This window comes from Pseudomonas citronellolis (assembly GCF_029335315.1).
GTDB classification, from domain to species: Bacteria; Pseudomonadota; Gammaproteobacteria; order Pseudomonadales; family Pseudomonadaceae; genus Pseudomonas; species Pseudomonas citronellolis_A.
This window is the reverse complement of the sequence record NZ_JARJLT010000004.1, coordinates 1-22,902: the sequence shown is the minus strand read 5'-3', so window position 1 is coordinate 22,902 and position 22,902 is coordinate 1. Positions and strand designations below refer to the sequence as shown.

General features: G+C 66.1%; 17 protein-coding genes. 12 read left to right on the top strand and 5 right to left on the bottom strand.

The features are described 5' to 3' along the window. Positions 1-267 precede the first annotated feature (267 nt). The 6 genes from fadB to P3W75_RS00130 all read left to right on the top strand — a co-directional run bounded on the left by fadB (position 268) and on the right by P3W75_RS00130 (position 7,745). Positions 268-2,415, top strand: a complete 2,148-nt coding sequence (gene fadB / locus P3W75_RS00155) for a fatty acid oxidation complex subunit alpha FadB (RefSeq protein ID WP_276225343.1) — start codon at positions 268-270, stop codon at positions 2,413-2,415. Positions 2,416-2,444: 29 nt separating this feature from the next. Next, positions 2,445-3,620, top strand: coding sequence for an acetyl-CoA C-acyltransferase FadA (gene fadA, locus P3W75_RS00150; RefSeq protein ID WP_276225342.1), 1,176 nt, complete (start codon positions 2,445-2,447; stop codon positions 3,618-3,620). A 263-nt stretch (positions 3,621-3,883) separates the two neighbouring features. Further along, positions 3,884-4,141 carry a DUF1653 domain-containing protein gene (locus P3W75_RS00145; protein WP_276225341.1) on the top strand — a complete coding sequence of 86 codons (258 nt, stop codon included), beginning with the start codon at positions 3,884-3,886 and terminating at the stop codon, positions 4,139-4,141. 96 nt (positions 4,142-4,237) lie between these two features. Continuing rightward, positions 4,238-6,847 (top strand): type I DNA topoisomerase, encoded by a 2,610-nt coding sequence (topA, locus tag P3W75_RS00140; protein ID WP_276225340.1) that lies wholly within the window; start codon positions 4,238-4,240, stop codon positions 6,845-6,847. 66 nt (positions 6,848-6,913) lie between these two features. Next, entirely contained in the window at positions 6,914-7,435 is a 522-nt protein-coding gene (locus P3W75_RS00135) for a DUF6586 family protein (protein WP_276225339.1), read from the top strand. Between the two features lie 76 nt (positions 7,436-7,511). Next, complete coding sequence (locus P3W75_RS00130; RefSeq protein WP_276225338.1) at positions 7,512-7,745, top strand: hypothetical protein; 234 nt, start codon at positions 7,512-7,514, stop codon at positions 7,743-7,745. Positions 7,746-7,754: 9 nt separating this feature from the next. On the opposite strand, the gene sulA is transcribed toward P3W75_RS00130, so the two are convergent. Further along, positions 7,755-8,228, bottom strand: coding sequence for an SOS-induced cell division inhibitor SulA (gene sulA, locus P3W75_RS00125; RefSeq protein WP_276225337.1), 474 nt, complete (start codon positions 8,226-8,228; stop codon positions 7,755-7,757). 11 nt (positions 8,229-8,239) lie between these two features. Next, the gene (gene lexA / locus P3W75_RS00120) at positions 8,240-8,854 is read right to left on the bottom strand and encodes a transcriptional repressor LexA (protein WP_276225336.1); all 615 of its coding nucleotides are present in this window, start codon (positions 8,852-8,854) and stop codon (positions 8,240-8,242) included. A 230-nt stretch (positions 8,855-9,084) separates the two neighbouring features. On the opposite strand from lexA, the gene P3W75_RS00115 reads away from it, so the two are divergent. The 4 genes from P3W75_RS00115 to P3W75_RS00100 all read left to right on the top strand — a co-directional run bounded on the left by P3W75_RS00115 (position 9,085) and on the right by P3W75_RS00100 (position 12,137). Further along, positions 9,085-9,792: a TetR/AcrR family transcriptional regulator gene (locus P3W75_RS00115; protein ID WP_276225335.1), complete on the top strand. Its 708-nt coding sequence runs from the start codon at positions 9,085-9,087 to the stop codon at positions 9,790-9,792. A 64-nt stretch (positions 9,793-9,856) separates the two neighbouring features. Then, the gene (locus P3W75_RS00110) at positions 9,857-10,381 is read left to right on the top strand and encodes a L,D-transpeptidase (protein WP_276225334.1); all 525 of its coding nucleotides are present in this window, start codon (positions 9,857-9,859) and stop codon (positions 10,379-10,381) included. 10 nt (positions 10,382-10,391) lie between these two features. Then, the gene (gene nagZ, locus P3W75_RS00105; RefSeq protein ID WP_276225333.1) at positions 10,392-11,390 is read left to right on the top strand and encodes a beta-N-acetylhexosaminidase; all 999 of its coding nucleotides are present in this window, start codon (positions 10,392-10,394) and stop codon (positions 11,388-11,390) included. A gap of 9 nt (positions 11,391-11,399) precedes the next feature. Beyond that, complete coding sequence (locus tag P3W75_RS00100; RefSeq protein WP_276225332.1) at positions 11,400-12,137, top strand: S-methyl-5'-thioinosine phosphorylase; 738 nt, start codon at positions 11,400-11,402, stop codon at positions 12,135-12,137. A 157-nt stretch (positions 12,138-12,294) separates the two neighbouring features. Here P3W75_RS00100 and P3W75_RS00095 read toward each other — a convergent pair whose 3' ends face one another. Genes P3W75_RS00095 through mfd form a run of 3 tightly spaced genes read right to left on the bottom strand, consistent with a single transcriptional unit; the run spans position 12,295 to position 19,727 of the window. Continuing rightward, on the bottom strand, positions 12,295-15,588 hold the full coding sequence (locus tag P3W75_RS00095; RefSeq protein WP_276225331.1) for a DEAD/DEAH box helicase: 3,294 nt from the start codon (positions 15,586-15,588) through the stop codon (positions 12,295-12,297). Between the two features lie 17 nt (positions 15,589-15,605). Beyond that, entirely contained in the window at positions 15,606-16,259 is a 654-nt protein-coding gene (locus P3W75_RS00090; RefSeq protein WP_276225330.1) for a CsiV family protein, read from the bottom strand. A gap of 9 nt (positions 16,260-16,268) precedes the next feature. Continuing rightward, positions 16,269-19,727 carry a transcription-repair coupling factor gene (mfd, locus tag P3W75_RS00085; RefSeq protein WP_276225329.1) on the bottom strand — a complete coding sequence of 1,153 codons (3,459 nt, stop codon included), beginning with the start codon at positions 19,725-19,727 and terminating at the stop codon, positions 16,269-16,271. A gap of 139 nt (positions 19,728-19,866) precedes the next feature. On the opposite strand from mfd, the gene P3W75_RS00080 reads away from it, so the two are divergent. Next, a complete protein-coding gene (locus tag P3W75_RS00080; RefSeq protein WP_276225328.1) occupies positions 19,867-21,333 on the top strand; it encodes a glyceraldehyde-3-phosphate dehydrogenase in 1,467 nt (488 codons plus the stop codon). A 116-nt stretch (positions 21,334-21,449) separates the two neighbouring features. Then, positions 21,450-22,850 (top strand): amino acid permease, encoded by a 1,401-nt coding sequence (locus P3W75_RS00075; protein ID WP_276225327.1) that lies wholly within the window; start codon positions 21,450-21,452, stop codon positions 22,848-22,850. The last annotated feature ends 52 nt before the right edge of the window (positions 22,851-22,902 follow it).

Here is a 22,902-nt window from a genome sequence, read left to right as displayed (position 1 = left end):
GAACCCCGCTGAATGCGCGATACAGAGGCTTTCGCGGGCGTTCTTCGCGATTGACAAGTGCAGGCTTTTCGAAGAAGGTGTGCACACCCGAATCAAACAGGCGTATGAATCGAGCGTTTGTCATGCAAGAACGTTCGAACAATGGCCCCGACCATCGCATCGGCGGGTGTGCCGCAGGCTTTGGGACTATGCTCCGCGACTGCGAGCGGTCCCGATACACGGCGTCCGATGCGTGAGTTCAAGCTTCCCTAGCGTGGAGATCAGTTGATGATTTACCAAGGTAAAGCCATCACGGTTAAGGCTCTTGAGAGTGGCATCGTCGACCTGAATTTCGACCTCAAGGGCGAGTCCGTCAACAAGTTCAACCGGCTCACCCTGAACGAACTGCGTGAAGCAGTCGATGCGATCAAGGCCGATGCGTCCGTCAAGGGCGTGATCGTGACCAGCGGCAAGGGCGTATTCATCGTCGGCGCCGACATCACCGAATTTGTCGACAACTTCAAAATGTCCGACGAAGAACTGCTGGCCGGCAACCTCGAAGCCAACAAGATCTTCAGCGCCTTCGAAGACCTGGAAGTCCCGACCGTCGCCGCGATCAACGGCATCGCCCTGGGTGGCGGCCTGGAAATGTGCCTGTCCGCGGACTTCCGCGTGATGAGCGCCACCGCCAAGATCGGCCTGCCGGAAGTCAAGCTGGGCATCTACCCTGGCTTCGGCGGTACCGTGCGTCTGCCGCGCCTGATCGGCGTGGACAACGCCGTCGAGTGGATCGCCTCGGGCAAGGAAAACCGTGCCGAGGACGCCCTGAAAGTCGGCGCCGTCGACGCCGTGGTCGCCCCCGAGCAACTGCAGGCCGCCGCCCTCGACCTGGTCAAGCGCGCCATCTCCGGCGAGCTGGACCACAAGGCCCGCCGCCAGCCCAAGCTGGAAAAGCTCAAGCTCAACGCCATCGAGCAGATGATGGCCTTCGAGACCACCAAGGGCTTTGTCGCCGGCCAGGCCGGCCCGAACTACCCGGCGCCGGTCGAAGCCATCAAGTCGATCCAGAAAGCCGCCAACTTCGGTCGTGACAAGGCGCTGGAAATCGAGGCCCAGGGCTTCGTCAAGCTGGCCAAGACCTCGGTCGCGCAAAGCCTGATCGGCCTGTTCCTGAACGACCAGGAACTGAAGAAGAAAGCCAAGCAGTACGACGAAGTCGCCAAGGACGTGAAACTGGCCGCCGTACTCGGCGCCGGTATCATGGGCGGCGGCATCGCCTACCAGTCGGCGGTCAAGGGCACCCCGATCCTGATGAAGGATATCCGTGAAGACGGTATCCAGATGGGCCTGGCCGAAGCCTCCAAGCTGCTCGGCAAGCGCGTCGAGAAAGGCCGTCTGACCCCGGCCAAGATGGCCGAGGCGCTGAACGCCATTCGCCCGACCATGTCCTACGGCGATTTCGGCAACGTCGACATCGTCGTCGAAGCCGTGGTCGAGAACCCCAAGGTCAAGCAGATCGTGCTGGCCGAGGTGGAAGGCGTGGTGAAGGAAGACGCGATCCTCGCTTCCAACACCTCGACCATCTCCATCAGTCTGCTGGCCAAGGCCCTGAAGCGTCCGGAAAACTTCGTCGGCATGCACTTCTTCAACCCGGTGCACATGATGCCCCTGGTCGAAGTCATCCGTGGCGAGAAGTCCGGTGACGTGGCCGTCGCCACCACCGTGGCCTACGCCAAGAAGATGGGCAAGAACCCCATCGTGGTGAATGACTGCCCCGGCTTCCTGGTCAACCGCGTGCTCTTCCCGTACTTCGGCGGCTTCTCCAAGCTGCTGGGCTTCGGTGTCGACTTCGCGCGCATCGACAAGGTCATGGAGAAGTTCGGCTGGCCCATGGGCCCGGCCTACCTGTCCGACGTGGTCGGCATCGACACCGGCCACCATGGCCGCGACGTGATGGCCGAAGGCTTCCCGGACCGCATGGCCGTCGAAGGCAAGACCGCCGTCGACGTCATGTACGAAGCCAACCGCCTGGGCCAGAAGAACGGCAAGGGCTTCTACGCCTACGAGACCGACAAGCGCGGCAAGCCGAAGAAAGTCTCCGATCCGCAGGCTTATGAGCTGCTGAAATCCATTGTCAGCGAGCAGCGCGAGCTGAGCGACGAGGACATCATCAACTACATGATGATCCCGCTGTGCCTGGAGACCGTGCGTTGCCTGGAAGACGGCATCGTCGAGACCGCCGCCGAGGCCGACATGGGCCTGATCTACGGCATCGGCTTCCCGCCCTTCCGTGGTGGCGCGCTGCGCTACATCGACTCCATCGGCGTGGCCGAATTCGTCGCCCTGGCCGACAAGTACGCCGACCTGGGCCCGCTGTACCACCCGACCGCGAAGCTGCGTGAAATGGCCAAGAACGGCCAGAAGTTCTTCGGTTGAGTGCGAACGAATAGAGCGAGAGTGAATTTATGAGCCTGAATCCGAGAGATGCAGTCATTGTCGACTTCGGCCGCACCCCGATGGGTCGTTCCAAGGGCGGCATGCACCGTAACACCCGCGCCGAGACCATGTCCGCGCACCTGATCAGCAAAGTGCTGGAGCGCAACGCGCAGATCGACCCGGCGGAAGTCGAGGACGTCATCTGGGGTTGCGTGAACCAGACCCTGGAGCAGGGCTGGAACATCGCGCGCATGGCTTCGCTGATGACCCAGATCCCGCACACCAGCGCCGGCCAGACCGTCAGCCGCCTGTGCGGCTCGTCGATGAGCGCCCTGCACACCGCCGTGCAGGCGATCCAGACCGGTAACGGCGACGTCTTCGTCGTCGGCGGCGTCGAGCACATGGGCCACGTCGGCATGATGCACGGCGTCGACCCGAACCCGCACCTGTCGCTGTACGCCGCCAAGGCGTCCGGCATGATGGGCCTGACCGCCGAGATGCTGGGCAAGATGCACGGCATCACCCGCGAGGCCCAGGACAAGTTCGGCGTGCGTTCGCACCAGCTGGCGTGGAAGGCCACCCAGGAAGGCAAGTTCAAGGACGAAATCATCCCGATGGAAGGGTATGACGAGAACGGCTTCCTGAAGGTCTTCGACTTCGACGAGACCATTCGTCCGGAAACCACCCTAGAAAGCCTGGCCGCGCTGAAGCCGGCGTTCAACCCGAAAGGCGGCACCGTGACCGCGGGGACTTCCTCGCAGATCACCGACGGCGCTTCCTGCATGATCGTCATGAGCGCCCAGCGCGCCAAGGACCTGGGCATCCAGCCGATGGCCGTGGTGCGTGCCATGGCGGTTGCCGGTGTCGATCCGGCGATCATGGGCTACGGCCCGGTTCCGTCGACCAACAAGGCGCTCAAGCGCGCCGGCCTGACCATCGCTGACATCGATTACGTCGAGCTCAACGAAGCCTTCGCCGCCCAGGCCCTGCCGGTGCTGAAGGACCTCAAGCTGCTCGACAAGATGGAAGAGAAGGTCAACCTGCACGGCGGCGCCATCGCCCTGGGTCACCCGTTCGGCTGCTCCGGTGCGCGTATCTCCGGCACCCTGCTGAACGTGATGAAGCAGAACGGCGGTACCCTGGGCGTGTCCACCATGTGCGTGGGTCTCGGCCAGGGCATCACCACCGTCTTCGAACGCATCTAAGAACCTGCCCACGATCTGCTGCGCGTCGGCATAACTGCGTTAAAAACAGGCGAGTAATGCTCATTTAGTTGACTAAACTGCGCTTCCTCGCCTGTTTTTGCCTTGTTCTGCTCTAGCTCGCGAGATCGTGAACTGATTCTAAGCTTTCGCCGACGAACGAGCCGGGGCCCTGTGCCCCGGCTTTCTTTTTTCGGGGGATGGGGGATTGCCCCCGGCGCCCGGTGTCTGGAGAATCGCGGCTTTTTTCGCCGAGGAGCGCAGAAATGGCATTGCAGACCGGCCTCTACCGTCACTACAAGGGCCAGCAGTACCGTGTGCTGGGCGTGGCGCGGCACTCGGAAACCGAGGAGACCCTGGTGGTCTACCAGGCCCTGTACGGCGAATTCGGCCTCTGGGTACGCCCGCTGAGCATGTTCACCGAGGCCGTCGAAGTGGACGGCGAGCAGGTTCCGCGCTTTGCTCTGGTAAGCCCGGAAAGCGATCCGCTGCAATTGACCCAGGTCGGGTTCGGCGAATCCTGAACTTGACCTTGGACGGACCGCCACTATATATAGCGGTGCCGTTCCGGGCGCCTCCCTCCTTATATTCACCTTCTCGAAGCAGGAATCTTCCGATCCATGGGTAAATCGCTGGTCATCGTGGAATCACCGGCCAAGGCCAAGACCATCAACAAGTACCTGGGCAACCAGTACGTGGTGAAGTCGAGCATCGGCCACATTCGCGACCTGCCCACCAGCGGTTCGTCCAGCGCGAAGGAGCCGGCTGCCGCCAAGGCGCGCAAGACCGCCGCCGAGGTGCCTGCGCTGTCGCCGAAGGAAAAGGCCAAGCGCCAGCTGTTCACCCGCATGGGCGTGGACCCTGAGCACGGCTGGAAGGCCAAGTACGAGATCCTTCCCGGCAAGGAGAAGGTGATCGAGGAATTGCGCCGCCTGGCCAAGGACGCCGACACCATCTATCTCGCAACCGACTTGGACCGCGAAGGGGAGGCCATTGCCTGGCACCTGCGCGAGGCCATCGGCGGCGACGACAGCCGCTACAAGCGCGTGGTGTTCAACGAAATCACCAAGAAGGCCATCCAGGAGGCCTTCTCGCAGCCCGGCGAGCTGGACATCAACCGCGTCAACGCCCAGCAGGCGCGCCGCTTCCTCGATCGCGTGGTGGGCTACATGGTCTCGCCGCTGCTGTGGTCGAAGATCGCCCGCGGCCTGTCCGCCGGCCGCGTACAGTCGGTGGCGGTGAAGCTGGTGGTGGAGCGCGAGCGCGAGATCCGCGCCTTCGTGCCCGAGGAATACTGGGAAATCCACGCCGACCTGAACAACCCGCGCGGCGACAAGGCCCGCTTCGAGGTGGTGCGCGAGAAGGGCGAAGCCTTCAAGCCGCTCAACGAAGCCCAGGCCATGGCCGCCCTGGAGAAGCTCAAGGCCTCCAGCTACAGCGTCGCCAAGCGCGAGGACAAGCCGACTTCCAGCCGGCCCTCGGCGCCCTTCATCACCTCGACCCTGCAGCAGGCCGCGAGCAACCGCCTGGGCTTCGGCGTGAAGAAGACCATGATGATGGCCCAGCGTCTCTACGAGGCCGGCTACATCACCTATATGCGTACCGACTCGACCAACCTGTCGGCCGACGCCATCGAAATGGTGCGCGGCTTCATCGACAGCGAGTTCGGCGGGAAATACCTGCCGGCCAAGCCGAACTTCTATTCCAGCAAGGAAGGCGCGCAGGAGGCTCACGAAGCCATCCGTCCGTCCGACGTCAACCTGCGTCCGACCCAGCTGTCGGGCATGGAGCGCGACGCCGAGCGCCTGTACGACCTGATCTGGCGCCAGTTCGTCGCCTGCCAGATGCCGCCGGCCGAATATCTGTCGACCACCGTCAGCGTCGCCGCCGGTGACTTCGAGCTGCGCGCCAAGGGCCGCATCCTCAAGTTCGACGGCTACACCAAGGTGCTGCCGCAGCAGAGCAAGCCGGGCGAGGACGACGTGCTGCCGAACATGGCCCAGGGCGAGGCGATGAAGCTGCTCAAGCTCGACCCGAGCCAGCACTTCACCAAGCCGCCGGCGCGCTTCTCCGAAGCCAGCCTGGTCAAGGAACTGGAAAAACGCGGCATCGGTCGCCCGTCGACCTACGCGGCGATCATCTCGACCATCCAGGAGCGCGGCTACGTTGCCACCCACAACCGGCGCTTCTACGCCGAGAAGATGGGCGACATCGTCACCGACCGCCTCAACGAGAGCTTCTCCAACCTGATGGACTACGGCTTCACCGCCGGCATGGAAGAGCACCTCGATGACGTGGCCCAGGGCGAGCGCGACTGGAAACACCTGCTCGACGAGTTCTACGGCGACTTCAAGAAGAAGCTCGAAGTGGCCGAGGTCAGCGACAAGGGCATGCGCGCCAACCAGCCGACCCTGACCAACATCCCGTGCCGCGAGTGCGGCCGGCCGATGATGATCCGCACCGCTTCCACCGGCGTGTTCCTCGGCTGCTCGGGCTACAGCCTGCCGCCGAAGGAACGCTGCAAGGCGACCGTCAACCTCATCCCCGGCGACGAGATCGCCGCGGACGATGAAGGCGAGTCCGAATCCCGCGTGCTGCGCGGCAAGCACCGCTGCCCGATCTGCAGCACGGCGATGGACGCCTACCTGCTGGACGAGAAGCACAAGCTGCATATCTGCGGCAACAACCCGGACTGCCCGGGCTACGAGATCGAGGAAGGCCAGTACCGCATCAAGGGCTACGAAGGCCCGAGCCTGGAGTGCGACAAGTGCGGTAGCCAGATGCAGCTCAAGACCGGCCGTTTCGGCAAGTTCTTCGGCTGCACCAACCCGACCTGCAAGAACACCCGCAAGCTGCTGAAGAACGGCGAGCCGGCACCGCCGAAGATGGACGCCATCCGCATGCCGGAGCTCAAGTGCGAGAAGGTCGATGACGTCTACGTGCTGCGCGATGGCGCTTCCGGCCTGTTCCTGGCCGCCAGTCAGTTCCCGAAGAACCGCGAGACCCGCGCGCCCCTGGTGAGCGAGCTGGTGCCGCACAAGGATGAGCTGGATCCGAAGTACCACTTCCTGCTGGCCGCGCCGCAGAAGGACCCGGACGGTCGCCCGGCGGTGATCCGCTTCAGCCGCAAGACCAAGGAGCAGTACGTGCAATCCGAGGTGGACGGCAAGCCCACCGGCTGGCGCGCCTTCTTCGATGGCGGCAAGTGGAAGGTCGAAGACAAGCGCTGATGGGCGGCGCGCCCCGCGCAGGCGGGGCGCGCATATACTGCCGAGTGATCGCATGAGGGCGCGTTGATGGCTCAGGAACTCTACACCCGCACCAACCAGAAGCTGTATTTCGCCGGCCTGGCCCTGGAGGCCTGGCGCAAGGCGGAGGAAGCGCGACCGATGAACGCCCAGGCGCTGGTCCAGGCCGAGCGCGAGGCGGCGCTGTTCCACCTGTACGGCGCGGTGCTGGGCGTGGCCCACGAGATCGCCGGCTACTACCGCCTGCCCGAGGCCAACGCCCCGCGTGTCGAGTCACTGCTCAACGCCGAGGTCCTGGCGGCCCAGCCGAGCCCCGAGCTGGCCGAGCTGGTGGAGTTGGCGCAGCAGCCGGAAACCTGGCTGGCGCAACTGCTGGCCGCTTATGCCGCGCTGTTCCAGCCGCCGCGCGAGCCGCGCAAGGCCAAGGTCGACCCGACCCAGCCGCTGATCCAGGCTGTCAGCCTGGACGACGAGGAGCCGCAGGCGCTGGGCAACGCCGAGCTGGAAGCCTGGCGCAAGTCGCTGAAGGAAATGGTCCTGCGTTTCCGTGGCGCGCTCACCGAGCTCTGACGCCACAAGTCCGCTGGGCTAGGGGAGAGCGGCCATCGCTGTTACAATGGCCGTTCTGCTGTGAGAGAACCTAGCCATGCCGACCTCGTTCCTGGAAATCGTTGAACTGCCCGATGGGCGCATCGTGCTGCGTCGCGCGGACGATGAGGAGGCGCTGGTGACCCTGGAGTTCTCCAACGACGCGAAGGGCTTCCTTCAAGGCCAGCACATCGAAATCGCCAAGGCGATGTTCAATGTCGGTGTGCAACTGGCCGGCCGTCTTGCCGAAGGCGGCGAAGTCGAGCAGGACGGCCCCCGCGTCCTGCACTGATTCTTCCGTTTAACCCAGACGAATATTCAGACTCTGTGCCTGCCCGGCCAACGCCGCGCGGGCCAGTTGCGCACGTGTCTTGCCATTCAGCGCCGGCAGCCAGCTGACCACCGTGTGGCTGTGGCCCAGGCGCAGCGCCTCGCAGGCCAGCGCTTGCGCCGCCGCCTGGTCGCGCGCCGGCAGCAGCAGGATGCGCTCGCGGTTCAGCCCGGCCTTGCGCAGCCAGTCCGGGGTGAGGCTGGCGGGCGGGGCGATCAGGGTCAGCCAGCGGGCGTCCTGTTCTTCGCTGAGTTCGCGCAGGACGGGGGCGAGCAAGGTCAGGCAGTTCCCCGGCAGGCCGCGCAGCGAGAGCTCGCTGAACGCCTGTTCCTCGAGGTTCTCCGCTTCTGCCAGGGGCGCCAGCAAGGGTTCGCCGGCGCTGGCCCAGAGGGCCTCCTGGAACAGCGGGAGTTGCGGCAGGTCTAGCGGCTGCGGGTACTGCATGGTGCCTCCTGTCAGCGGCGGATCACGCCGACGCTCAAGCCTTCGATGATCAGGTCCTGTTCCTTGAGGTCGACCTCGATCGGGGCGAACTCGGGGTTCTCGGCGATCAGCCAGACCTTGTTGCCCTCGCGCTTGAAGCGCTTCACCGTGACTTCCTCGCCAAGGCGGGCGACCACGATCTGGCCGTTGCGCGCTTCGCGGGTGACGTGCACGGCGAGCAGGTCGCCGTCGAGGATGCCGACATCCTTCATGCTCTGCCCGCGCACGCGCAGCAGGTAGTCGGCGCGCGGGTTGAAGAAGGTCGGGTTGATCCGGCAGGCGTCCTCGACGTTCTGCTCGGCGAGGATCGGCGCACCGGCGGCGACCCGGCCGATGATCGGCAGTTCGTCGTCGTTGGCTGCGGTATTGGGCTCGAAGCCGGGGATGCGGATACCGCGCGAGGCGCCCGGGGTCATCTCGATGGCGCCCTTGCGGGCCAGGGCCTTGAGGTGTTCCTCGGCGGCGTTGGGCGACTTGAAGCCGAGCTCCTGGGCGATTTCGGCGCGGGTCGGCGGGTAGCCGTTGTCTTCCAGGCAACGCTTGATGAAGGCGAGAATCTCGGCTTGGCGCGGCGTCAGCTTCTGCATGTCCCTACTCTGTCTTTTTGTACAGTTGCTGGGATTATATACAGTGGTCGGCGCCTGGCAATGAAATTATTTCGCCGATCGGCGGCGTTACCCGCTGGGTGCGGCGGGCGTCTTGCTGGTATCGTTCGTCGAATTCCCTGAAAATCCGCAACAATCCTTCGCGCCAGGCTTGACAATGGTTCGGGGTGAAACGTAAGTTTCAAACAAGTGTTTGTCAGGTGAAATCATCCATGGCCCAGTCCGAAACCGTCGAACGTATCCTCGATGCTGCGGAGCAGCTGTTCGCGGAAAAAGGCTTCGCCGAAACCTCCCTGCGTCTGATCACCAGCAAGGCCGGGGTCAACCTGGCGGCGGTGAACTACCACTTCGGCTCGAAGAAGGCGCTGATCCAGGCGGTCTTCTCGCGTTTCCTCGGGCCGTTCTGCGCCAGCCTGGAAAAGGAACTCGACCGCCGTCAGGCCAAGCCCGACGCTTCGCGCGCCAGCCTCGAGGAGCTGCTCGAACTGCTGGTGGTGCAGGCCATGGCGGTGAAGCCGCGTAGCGGCAACGACCTGTCGATCTTCATGCGCCTGCTCGGCCTCGCCTTCAGCCAGAGCCAGGGACACCTGCGCAAGTACCTGGAAGAGGTGTACGGCAAGGTGTTCCGCCGCTACATGCTACTGGTCAACGACGCCGCGCCGCGTTTGCCGCCCATCGAGCTGTTCTGGCGCGTGCACTTCATGCTCGGCGCCGCCGCCTTCAGCATGTCCGGGATCAAGGCGCTGCGCGCCATGGCCGAGACCGACTTCGGGGTGAACACCTCCATCGAGCAGGTGATGCGCCTGATGGTGCCGTTCCTCGCCGCCGGCATGCGTGCCGACAGCGGGGTCAGCGACCCGTCGCTGGCCGGCGCCCAGCCCAAGCCGCGCAGCAAGGCGCCGGCGCCGGCCAAGGTCTGAACGCTGGGCCTGCCTGGGGCTATCGGCTAAGCTAGCGCGCTATTCCTGCTGTCGCTCGCGGACGATGCCCGATCTCGACCTGCTGCACATTTCCCTCGCCGACCAGACGCTCTACGGCTTCGCCGCGCAGCGCCTGGTGCTGCGCGTTCCGGTTTCCACCGCACTGAACGGTGCCGGTGAGCGCGAAGGCTCCGGCTGTACGCCGCGCGGCCTGCACCGGGTGCGGGCGAAGATCGGCGAAGGCCTGCCCAGCGGCGCGGTGCTGCGCGGCAGGCGCTGGACCGGCGAGGTCTGGAGCCCGGCGCTGCACGAGCAGTTCCCCGGGCGCGACTGGATCCTCACCCGCATCCTCTGGCTGAGCGGCTGCGAGCCCGGGGTCAACCGCCTGGGCGAGGTCGACACCTTCCGTCGCTACATCTACCTGCACGGCACCCCGGACTGCGAACCGATGGGCGTGCCGTTGTCCCATGGCTGCGTGCGCCTGCGCAACGCCGACCTGCTGCAACTCTTCCCGCGCGTGCCGCCGGGCTGCGCCGTGCGCCTCGACGAGGCGCCGCAGCCGCAGTGGCTGGCGGCCGAACTCTGTTAAGGAACTCCCTATGCAAGGCTCCCTGATGCTCGATATCGGCGGCACCTGGCTGACCGCCGAGGACCGCCAGATCCTGCGCCACCCCGAAGTGGGCGGGCTGATCATCTTCGCCCGCAACATCGAAAGCCCGCGCCAGGTGCGCGAGCTGTGCGCGGCCATTCGCGCCGTACGCCCGGACCTGCTGCTGGCGGTGGATCAGGAAGGCGGCCGGGTGCAGCGCCTGCGCCAGGGCTTCCTGCGCCTGCCGGCGATGCGCGCCATCGCCGACAACGCCAACGCCGAGCGCCTGGCCGAACAGTGCGGCTGGCTGATGGCGACCGAGGTACTGGCGGTGGGCCTGGACCTGAGCTTCGCCCCGGTGCTGGACCTGGACCACCAGCGCAGCGCCGTGGTCGGCAGCCGCGCCTTCGAGGGCGACCCGGAGCGCGCCACGCTGCTGGCCGGGGCCTTCATCCGTGGCATGCACGCCGCCGGCATGGCTGCCACCGGCAAGCACTTCCCCGGCCACGGCTGGGCCGAGGCCGATTCCCACGTGGCGATTCCCGAGGACGAACGCAGCCTCGAGGAAATCCGCCGCAGCGACCTGATTCCGTTCCAGCGCCTGGCCGGCGAACTGGACGCCCTGATGCCCGCCCACGTCATCTACCCGAAGGTCGACGCCGGCCCGGCCGGGTTCTCCCGGCGCTGGCAGCAGGACATCCTGCGCGGCGAACTGGGCTTCGACGGGGTGATCTTCAGTGACGACCTGTCGATGGCCGGCGCCCATGTGGTGGGCGACGCCGCCAGCCGCATCCAGGCGGCGCTCAACGCTGGTTGCGACATGGGCCTGGTGTGCAACGACCGTGCTTCCGCCGAACTGGCCCTGGGCGCGTTGCAGCGCCTGAAGGTGCGCGCGCCGGAGCGCCTGGCGCGGATGCGCGGCAAGGCCTGGCCGGGCATCGAATACAAGCAGCTGCCGCGCTGGCAGCAGGCCGTGGGCGAACTGCGCGCCGCGCAACTGATCGACTGAGGATTCGCAATGACTGTCTACGCCATCATCGGCGGCACCGGGCTGACCCAGCTGGAAGGCCTGAGCCTGAAGGACTCGCTGAGCCTGGACACGCCCTACGGCGCGCCCTCGGCGCCGATCCAGCGTGGCGAGTACGCCGGCCGCGAGGTGCTGTTCCTGGCCCGCCACGGCCATCCGCATCGCTTCCCGCCGCACCAGGTGAACTACCGCGCCAACCTCTGGGCGCTGCAGCAGGCCGGTGCCGACGCGGTGCTGGCGGTGAACGCCGTCGGCGGCATCCACGCCGCCATGGGCAGCGGCCACCTCTGCGTGCCGCACCAGATCATCGACTACACCTACGGCCGCGAGCACACCTACTTCGCCGGCGATATCGAGCACGTCACCCACATCGACTTCAGCCACCCCTATGACGAGGGCCTGCGCCAGAAGCTGGTGGCGGCGCTGCAGGCGCTGGGGCATGCGCACAGCAGTCACGGCGTGTACGCCGCGACCCAGGGCCCGCGCCTGGAAACGGTGGCGGAAATCGCCCGTCTGGAGCGCGACGGCTGCGACATCGTCGGCATGACCGGCATGCCCGAAGCGGCCCTGGCCCGCGAGCTGGAGCTGCCCTACGCGTGCCTGTCGCTGGTGGTCAACCCGGCGGCCGGCAAGTCCAGCGGCATCATCACCATGGCCGAGATCGAGCAGGCCCTGCACGAAGGCATCGGCAAGGTGCGCGAGGTGCTGGCGCGGGTGTTGGTGGGCTGAAATGCCCAACAGGGACACGCAGGGCGAATAACCGTTCGCGGTTATCCGCCGCCGGCCGGAATGCCGGTGTCCGGGGACAATGGCGGATAACGCCGTAGGCGTTATGCGCCCTACGAGGGGCCCTCGGCGCGCTCGTACATGAGAATCCTGCGGAAGGTCAGGCTTTCGGCAGGGGCGCGAAGAGGGCGTCGATGTCGCTGTCCTGCAGCTGCAGACCGCTGTCCTTGCCGTCTTCCAGCACGCCGGCGGCCAGCGCTGCTTTCCTGGCCTGTAGCTGCTGGATCTTTTCTTCCAGGGTGCCGCGGGCGATCAACTTGTAGACGAATACCGGCTTGTCCTGGCCGATGCGATAGGCGCGGTCGGTGGCCTGCTGCTCGGCCGCCGGGTTCCACCAGGGGTCGTAGTGGATCACGGTGTCGGCGGCGGTCAGGTTGAGGCCGGTGCCGCCGGCCTTCAGGCTGATCAGGAACAGCGGCACGCGGCCTTGCTGGAAGTCTTCCACCGGCTGGCGGCGGTCGCGGGTGTCGCCGGTGAGCAGGGCGTAGCGGATGCCGCGGCCCTGCAGTTCCGCCTGGATCAGGTCGAGCATCGAGGTGAACTGCGAGAACAGCAGCACGCGGCGGCCTTCCTCCAGCAGTTCGTCGAGCATCTCCAGCAGGCCGGTAAGCTTGCCCGAGCCCGCCGCCGGCAGGGTTTGGTCCAGCAGGCGCGGGTCGCAGCAGACCTGGCGCAGCTTGAGCAGCGCTTCGAGGACCACGATGTGGCTGCGCGCCAGCCCCTTGCGCTGGATTTCCGCGCGGACCTTGCCGTCCATGGCTAGGCGCACCGTCTCGTAGAGGTCGCGCTGCACGTCGCTGAGCTCCACCCAGTGGGTGATCTCGCTCTTGGGCGGCAGTTCGCTGGCCACTTGTTCCTTCTTGCGCCGCAGCAGGAACGGCTTGATGCGGGCGTTGAGGTGGGCCAGGCGCTGGCCGTCGCCGGCCTTTTCGATGGGGTTGCGGTACAGGCGGGCGAAGCTGCGCACATCGCCCAGCCAGCCGGGCATGACCAGGTCGAACAGCGCCCAGAGCTCGCCCAGGTGGTTTTCCACCGGCGTGCCGGTCAGACACAGGCGCTGGCGGGCATCGAGCCTCGCCGCGGCCTGGGCCGACTTGCTGCTGGCGTTCTTCAGGTACTGCGCTTCGTCGAATACCGCCAGGTGCAGCGGCTGCTGGCTCAGTGCCTCGATATCGCGCGGGAGCAGTGCATAGGTGCTGAGCAACAGGTCGTAGTGCCGGAGGTCGCTGAAGTCCTTGTGGCGAGCGGCACCGTGCAGCGTCAGCACGCGCAGGTCCGGGGCGAAGCGTTGCGCTTCGTCCTGCCAGTTGGCCACCAGGCTGGTGGGCATCAGCACCAGTGCAGGGCGATCGAGGCGCCCTGCGCGTTTTTCCGTGAGTATGTGCGCCAGTACCTGCAGGGTCTTGCCCAGGCCCATGTCATCGCCAAGAATGCCACCGACGTCAAGTTCGCGTAGCGACTGCATCCAGCTCAGTCCCTGCGCTTGGTATGGGCGCAGTTCGGCCAGCAGGCCGGACGGCGGCGGACAGGGCCGTTGCTGGTAGTCGCGCAGGCGCCGGGCGAAACTGCGCAGACGCTCGCCGCCCTGCCAGTTCAGTGGGTAGACATCGAGCGGGGCGAGCAGGCCGACGTCTGCATTGGCAACCCGCACACGGGTGCCGTTGCGCTGCGGGCTGACCAGCAGCAGTTCCTCCAGCAGCCGTAGCATGGACTGGACGCGCGCCACGGACAGGCTCACGGTCAGGGGTTTGCCGTCGGCCTGGCGTCGTGCGTCGAGTCGGATCGGCAGTTCGCGGTCGGGGGAGTTGCTGCGTAGGGTCGATGGGCGCTGGCGGATCAGCTCCAGCAGTGGCTGCAGCAGGCTGACGTGCTGGCCATCGACCACAATGCCGAGCTCCAGGTCGAACCAGGCCTGGCCGGGTGTCTCGTCGATGCGTGCGTACCACTCCTCGACTTCGCTGAAGTCAAAGGGGAAGTCGTCGTCGATCTCGATCACCCAGCCCTGCTCGCGCAGTTCCGGCAGGCGGCGAACGATCTGCGCCCACTGCTTGTTGAGCGCCGGCCTATAGAGGTCGTAATGATATTCCAGCTCGTAGGGCGTGGACTGCCTGTCGAGCTTTTTCAGGCCCAGGTGCTGCAGGATCTTGCGCAAGGCCTGCTCGGTCTTGGGCTGACGTTCGATGACGACGAAATTTCCGTTTTCCAGGTAGCGGATCGGTTGGCCGCTGCGTGCCGGTCCCTGCACGCGCTCCTTGCCGTAGGCGAACTCGAGGCAGGCTTGATGTTCATCCCTATCGTCGTAGATGCCGGCAGGCAGCGTATTCAGTCGCAGGTGCGGCACCGGTTGGACGTCATTCAGTCGGCGTTCGCCGGTGGCTACCGGCAGTGGCGCCGTCGGCGCCAGTTCCTTCAGTTGCAGGCCGAACAGCGTGGCCTGCTCCGCCGGCACCGGTGGAGCGCTCAGCAGGTAGCCGGCCAGGGCGTCGGGTAGATCGTGGCGCAAGGGGCCGGCGCGACGGCCCTGGCGGTCGATGTACCAAGGCGGCGAGAGTTGCGTCAGCAGTTGCGGGCGGGGTTCGGCGTCGGTCTCCCAGGCGATGACGTGGCAGCCGTCTTCACGCCTGTGCCAGGCAAGCCGCGCGGGCAGTTCGGCCCCTGGCTGCAACCGGCTGGAGATATCTTCGAGTTCGAGGAACAGCTGCCCGCTATCCAGGAGCAACGCCAGCAGTTCGGCGCCAGCGCTGCCTTGCAGGAGCACCTCATTGTCGTGAGGCTGTACGCCGGTAACGCCCAGTGCGCGCATCAGGATCGGCTGGTCTTGCTCGCTGACGCCACGGCCAAGGGTCAGTGCGATCGACTGGATGCGCGGGTAGCCAAGGATGTGACCTTTGTCGTCATGCACAGTCGTGTGAATGAATACGCGGCCGCTCTTGGTCAGTCGGTAGTTCAATGGCTGGCTATACGGCTCGCGGGCTGGCGCTTGCGCCTTGAGGGTCGCGGGCAGCTTCTTCAGCCAGGTTTGCAAAAGCGGGGACAGGCTGCTGGCGGGCGCCTGGGGGCGTGGCTTGCTCGGCTCGGGCGGTGGCGTGGGTGTGGTGCTGGAGGTCGTCTGCGTTTCCAGTAGGTGCAGCAGCGCGGCCGCGCAGTGCTTGCAATCGAAACCGACCGGGCAATCGCAACTGCAGTCGAGAGTATCGCCGCTGCGCGACAGCTTGATGCTTTGGCGGTAGCGGTTGCGATTCGAGCCCTGGCACAGGCTGTCCAGTCCGCGCTCGGTGAGGCGGGTGATCTGAACCCGGCCCTCGCGGGCATAGGCTTCGCCACGAACCAGAGTGACGGCGGGGAACAGGCGGCGCCAGGGTATGCGTTGCAGGTGATCTGCGAAGCTACTCATAGCGCCTCCCTCGCGAGTTACTGCTGGCCCGGCTCGCTCGCCGGCGGGGCGTCGAAGCCGCCGTTGGCCGGGGCTTCCGCGGCCGGCTGCTGCGGCTGCGCGGCGGGCGCCTCTTCCTGCATCTCGGCCGGCGGCGCGGCGGTGGGCTTGGCGTTCAGCGGGCTGATGCGGATCAGCATGCCCAGGCTCGGGTGGTCGAGGTAGGCGAGCACGTCGTTCTTCAGGCTGACGTCCTGGACCATGTGCTGGCTGTGCTGCAGCAGCCCGTCGCCGCCGAACTGGTTGACCCAGAAGTCCGCCTGGGTGTCGATGAAGCGCTGCTGGCGCAGGGTCAGGGTGCCTTCCACGGGGAAGTGGCCGTCCTGCTGGCGGCCTTCGCTGATCGCGATCTTCACCGGGGTGTCGCCGATCGCCTGCTTCCAGGCCTTGTGCATCAGCACCTGGTAGCCCTGGGCCTGGGCCAGTTTGTTGGCCTGGGCGTCCATGGCGGTCGGCCGGCGGCTGTCGGCGGCCGGCGGCTGGGCGCCCTTGGCCCAGTCCTCGGGGGCCGGCTGGCTGGCGTAGACGGCGTCACCTTCCTGCTGGAAGACGATCAGCTCGACCTGGTAAAGGTCGTCGGCGAAGCTCGTCGGAGCGAGCAGGACAAGCAACAGCAGCAGGTAACGGAACATACTGGTCCTTTAGGAAGCGTTGGGCGCGAGGCGTTCGAACAGCGCCTCGAGGGTGTTGAAGCGTTCTTCCGGGCGCTCCATGGGCACCTGGAACTTGAACAGGGTCGCGCCTTCGAACTTGTAGCGGTTCGGCTGGCTCTGGATCATCTTGATCAGCACCAGTGGGTCGACGCAGGTATCGGCGGCGAATTCTACCCGGCCTCCCTGGGGGCCGGCATCCACCTTGACGATACCGAGCTTCTCCGCCTGCAGTTTCAGGAGAGTCAGACGCACCAGGTTCTTCGCCGGCTCGGGCAATAGGCCGAAGCGGTCGATCATCTCCACCTGCAATTCGCGCAGGCCGTCCTCGTCCAGCTGGTTGGCGATGCGCTTGTAGAGGATCAGCCGGGCGTGCACGTCGGGCAGGTAGTCCTCGGGGATCAGCGCCGGCACCCGCAGGTTGATGTCCGGTCCGCCGCCCAGCGGCTGCTCCAGGTTCGGCTGCTCGCCCTTGCGGATGGCCTTGACCGCGCGCTCGAGCATTTCCATGTAGAGGGTGAAGCCGACCGCCTGGATTTGCCCGCTCTGGCCGTCGCCGAGCAGTTCGCCGGCGCCGCGGATTTCCAGGTCGTGGGTGGCCAGGACGAAACCGGCGCCGAGGTCCTGGGCGTTGGCGATGGCCTCCAGGCGCTTCTCGGCGTCCGGGGTCATCTGCTTGCGCGGCGGCGTCAGCAGGTAGGCGTAGGCCTGGTGGTGGCTGCGGCCGACGCGGCCGCGCAGCTGGTGCAGCTGGGCCAGGCCGAACTTGTCGGCGCGCTCGATGAGGATGGTGTTGGCGCTGGGCACGTCGATGCCGGTCTCGATGATGGTCGAGGCCACCAGCACGTTGAAGCGCTTGTGGTAGAAGTCGCTCATCACCCGCTCGAGATCGCGTTCGTGCATCTGCCCGTGGCCGATGCCGATGCGCGCTTCGGGCACCAGCTCGGCGAGGTCGCGGGCGCATTTCTCGATGGTCTTCACCTCGTTGTGCAGGTAGTAGACCTGGCCGCCGCGCAGCAGCTCGCGCAGCAGCGCCTCCTTGATCACCGACTTCTGCTCTTCCATGACGAAGGTGCGCACCGACAGGCGGCGCGCCGGCGGCGTGGCGATGATCGACAGGTCGCGCATGCCGGCCACCGCCATGTTCAGGGTGCGCGGGATCGGCGTGGCGGTGAGGGTGAGGATGTCCACCTCGCTGCGCAGGGCCTTGAGCTGCTCCTTCTGGCGCACGCCGAAGCGGTGCTCCTCGTCGATGATCACCAGGCCCAGGTTCTGGAAGCGCACGTCGCCCTGCAGCAGCTTGTGGGTGCCGATGACGATGTCGAGCTTGCCTTCGGCCAGTTGGCCGACCGCGCCTTCGACTTCCTTGGCGGTCTTGAAGCGGCTCATCACCTCGACGTTCACCGGCCAGTCGGCGAAACGGTCGCGGAAACTGTTGTAGTGCTGCTGGGCGAGCAGGGTGGTGGGCACCAGCACCGCCACCTGCTTGCCGCTGTGCACGGCGACGAAGGCGGCGCGCATGGCCACTTCGGTCTTGCCGAAGCCGACGTCGCCGCAGACCAGGCGGTCCATCGGCTTGTCGGCGAGCATGTCGGCCACCACCGCGTCGATCGCCGCCTGCTGGTCCGGGGTTTCCTCGAACGGGAAGCCGGCGGAGAAGGTCGCGTAGTCGGCCTGCGGGTCCTTGAACGCGTAGCCCTTGCGGGCGGCGCGGCGGGCGTAGATGTCGAGCAGCTCGGCGGCGACGTCGCGGACCTGCTCGGCGGCCTTGCGCTTGGCCTTCTGCCAGGTTTCCGAGCCGAGCTTGTGCAGCGGCGCCAGGGCGTCGTCGCTGCCGGTGTAGCGGGCGATCAGGTGCAGGCTGGCCACCGGCACGTAGAGCTTGGCCTCGTCGGCGTACTGCAGGGCGAGGAATTCCGCGCTCTGGCCGTCGATCTCCAGGGTGATCAGGCCCATGTAGCGGCCGACGCCGTGGTCGATGTGCACCACCGGCGCGCCTTCGCGCAGCTCGGTGAGGTTCTTGATGACATTCTCGCCGCCGTCGCGGGTCTTCTCGCGGCGCCGGCGCTGCATGACGCGCTGGCCGAACAGCGGGCTCTCGGCGATCAGCGCCACGCCCTTGGCGCCGTCCTGCAGCAGCAGGCCGTCGTCCAGCGGCGCGATGGTGATCGCCAGGCGCTCGGGGTGGGCGAGGAAGGCCGGCCAGCCGTCGACTTCGCCGGGGCGCAGCTTCAGCCGCGCCAGCAGCTCCAGCAGCACCTCGCGGCGCCCGGCGGATTCGGCGCTGAACAGGATGCGCCCAGGGAATTCCTCGATGAAGCGGCGCAGGCGCGCCAGCGGTTCCGTGGCCTTGGCCTCGATGGCCAGCTCCGGCAACGCTTCGGCGGGGAAGCGCTCGCGGCCGACGCCCGGCTCGATGTCCTCGGCGCTGACCACCACGCGCGGCCAGTGTTTCAGGCGGGCGAAGCAGTCCTCCACCGGCAGGAACACCTCGGCCGGCGGCAGCAGCGGCCGCTCGGGGTCGTAGCGGCGCTCATCAAAGCGGTTGCGCACGTCGTTCCAGAACTGCTCGGCGGCCTGCTCGATGCCCGGCAGGGAGAACACCTGGGTGTCCTGCGGCAGGTAGTCGAACAGGGTCGAGGTCTCGCCGTCCTCGAAGAACAGCGGCAGGTAGTACTCGATGCCGGCCGGGGTCAGGCCACTGGCCAGGTCCTGGTAGATCGGGCAGCGCCGGTAGTCGACGTCGAAGCGTTCGCGGAAGCGGTTGCGGAAGCCGGTGACGGCTTCCTTGCGCAGCGGGAACTCGCGCGCCGGCAGCAGGCGGATGCTCTGCACCTTGTCGATGGAGCGCTGGTTTTCCGGGTCGAAGGTCCGCAGCGTCTCGATCTCGTCGTCGAACAGGTCGATCCGGTAGGGCAGTTCGCTGCCCATCGGGAACAGGTCGACGAGCGCGCCGCGCACGGCGAACTCGCCGTGTTCGTAGACGGTGTCCACGCAGCGGTAGCCGGCGGCTTCCAGGCGCAGGCGCATCTGCTCGACGTCGAGCTTCTGGCCGACGTCCAGCACCAGGCTGCTGCCGAGCAGGAACTTGGCCGGCGCCAGGCGGTGCAGCGCGGTGCTGATCGGCACCACCAGCACGCCGTGCTTCAGGCCCGGCAGCTGGTACAGGGCGGCGACGCGCTGGGAAATGATGTCCTGGTGCGGCGAAAAGACGTCGTAGGGCAGGGTTTCCCAGTCTGGCAGCTGCAACACCGGCAATTCCGGGGCGAAGAAGCGCAGCTCCTGTTCCAGCCGTTCAGCGCTCTGGCTGTCGGCGGTCAGCAGCAGGGTGAAGCGTTTCGCCGGGGCGGCGGCCTCGGCGATCGCCAGGCTCAAGGCCGCGCCGGGGAGGTTGCCCCAGGCTTGTTTGCCGGCCGCGGCCGGTAGGGTAGGGATGCGCAATACAGACACGGGCGTAGCGGGCTCCGGTCGAAAATTTGACCGGGTGGATTGTAACTATCCGGATTGACGGCTGTCAGTCTTTGCAGCGTTGCAGATTGCCGGCAATGGCCTGCACCGTCATAATGTAGCCCCTTTTTTCTTCTCCTACATGTGGAAGGTAATGCCCGTGACCCAGAAGCCCGACCAGTGTCTCGGTGAGTGGATCGATCGTGAAGCCCTCGCGGAAGCCATGATTCCGCTGATCGGTCAGCTGTACCGCAACAACAACGTGGTGACCTCGATCTACGGCCGTGGCCTGATCAACCGTTCGGTGATCGACATCCTCAAGGCGCACCGTTTCGCCCGCCACCGCCTGGCGGACGAGGCCGAGCTGTCGGTCCACGACACCTTCCCCATCCTCAAGGCCATGAGCGAGCTGAAACTCGGCGCGGCTTCGGTCGACCTCGGCAAGATGGTCGCCAAGTTCAAGGCCGAAGGTAACGGCCGCAGCATCGAGCAGTTCACCAAGGACGAGCTGGCCGACGTGGCCGGCAAGCAGAACGGCGGCAACCGCGCCGGCACCGACGTCGTCCTCTACGGCTTCGGCCGCATCGGCCGCCTGCTGGCGCGCATCCTTATCGAGAAGACCGGTGGCGGCGACGGCCTGCGCCTGCGCGCCATCGTCGTCCGCAAGGGCGCCGAGAACGACCTGGTCAAGCGCGCCAGCCTGCTGCGCCGCGACTCGGTGCACGGCAAGTTCGATGGCACCATCACCATCGACGAAGCCAACAACACCATCACCGCCAACGGCAACCTGATCCAAGTGATCTACTCCAACGACCCGGCGTCGATCGACTACACCCAGTACGGCATCAAGAACGCCCTGCTGGTCGACAACACCGGCAAGTGGCGCGACGCCGACGGCCTGGGCCAGCACCTGAAGTGCGCCGGCATCGACCGCGTGATCCTCACCGCGCCGGGCAAGGGCGCGCTGAAGAACATCGTGCATGGCATCAACCATGGCGACATCACCGCCGACGACAAGATCGTCTCCGCCGCTTCCTGCACCACCAACGCCATCGTGCCGGTGCTGAAGGCTGTCGATGACCAGTACGGCATCGTCAACGGCCACGTCGAAACCGTTCACTCGTACACCAACGACCAGAACCTGATCGACAACTTCCACAAGGGCAGCCGTCGCGGCCGCAGCGCTCCGCTGAACATGGTGATCACCGAGACCGGTGCCGCCACCGCCGCCGCCAAGGCCCTGCCGGTGCTCAAGGGCAAGCTGACCGGCAACGCCATCCGCGTTCCCACCCCGAACGTCTCCATGGCGATCCTCAACCTGAACCTCGAGAAGGCCACCAGTCGCGAAGAGATCAACGAGTACCTGCGCCAGATGGCCATGCACTCGGACCTGCAGAAGCAGATCGACTTCGTCAGCTCGCAGGAAGTGGTCTCCACCGACTTCGTCGGTTCCCGCCACGCCGGCGTGGTCGATGCCGAAGCCACCATCTGCAACGACAATCGCGTCGTGCTCTACGTGTGGTACGACAATGAGTTCGGCTACAGCTGCCAGGTGGTCCGCGTGATGGAAGAGATGGCCGGGGTCAACCCGCCGGCTTTCCCGCGCTAAGCCAGGTGTGAAAGGAAAACGGGAGCTCTCGGGCTCCCGTTTTTCGTTAGTCCCCAGCGTCTACCCGGCGCGCCATAACGATAAAAATGCCAACCCCTCTATCGAGGAACCCCGCAATGGATGGACACCCCCATCTGCACGAAGGCTCGCTCAAGCGCGGCCTGAAGAATCGCCACATCCAGCTGATCGCCCTCGGCGGCGCCATCGGCACCGGCCTGTTCCTGGGTTCGGCCGGCGTCCTGCAATCCGCCGGCCCGTCGATGATCCTCGGCTATGCCATCGGCGGCATCATCGCCTTCCTGATCATGCGCCAGCTCGGCGAGATGATCGTCGAAGAGCCGGTCGCCGGCTCCTTCAGCCACTTCGCCCACAAGTACTGGGGCGGCTTCGCCGGCTTCATGTCGGGCTGGAACTACTGGGTGCTGTACATCCTGGTCGGCATGTCGGAACTGACGGCGGTCGGCAAGTACATCCAGTTCTGGTGGCCGGACTTCCCGACCTGGGCGACGGCGGCGATCTTCTTCGTGCTGATCAACGCCATCAATCTGTTCAACGTGAAGGCCTTCGGCGAGACCGAGTTCTGGTTCGCGATCATCAAGGTCGCCGCGATCATCGGCATGATCCTCCTCGGTGTCTGGCTGCTGGCCAGCGGCCACGGCGGCCCGCAGGCCTCGGTGAGCAACCTGTGGAGCCATGGCGGGTTCTTCCCCAACGGCCTCAAGGGGCTGGTGATGGTCCTGGCGATCATCATGTTCTCCTTCGGCGGCCTGGAACTGGTGGGCATCACCGCGGCCGAGGCCTCGGAGCCGAAGAAGGTGATCCCCAAGGCGATCAACCAGGTCATCTACCGCATCCTGATCTTCTACATCGGCGCCCTGGCGGTGCTGCTCTCGCTGTACCCGTGGGACGCGCTGCTGCAGAGCATCAACAGCTCCGGCGACCCCTATAGCGGCAGCCCCTTCGTCAAGGTGTTCTCGCTGCTGGGCAGCGACGTGGCGGCCCACGTGCTGAACTTCGTGGTCCTGACCGCGGCCCTGTCGGTGTACAACAGCTGCGTGTACTGCAACAGCCGCATGCTCTTCGGCCTGGCCGAGCAGGGCGACGCCCCGCGCGCCTTCGCCAAGGTCGACGACCGTGGCGTGCCGCTGCTGGCCATCGGCGTCTCGGCGTTCATCACCCTGGCCTGCGTGGTGGTCAACTACGTGATCCCGCACCAGGCCCTGGAGCTGCTGATGTCGCTCGTGGTGGCGGCGCTGGTGATCAACTGGGCGATGATCAGCCTGGCCCACCTGATGTTCCGCCGGGCCAAGGACCGCGAGGGCGTGAAGACCTCGTTCCGCTCGCTGTTCTACCCGTTCAGCAACTACCTGTGCCTGGCCTTCGTGGTGTTCATCCTCGGCATCATGCTGCAGATCCCCGGCATCGACGTGTCGGTCTACGCCATCCCGGTCTGGGTGGTGCTGATGGGCCTGTGCTATCTGTTCAAGCGCAAGGGCGAGGGCAAGGCTCCGGCCTGATTCTTCCCTGGCGTTGCCTGAAGGCCGCATCCCCACTGGGATGCGGCCTTTT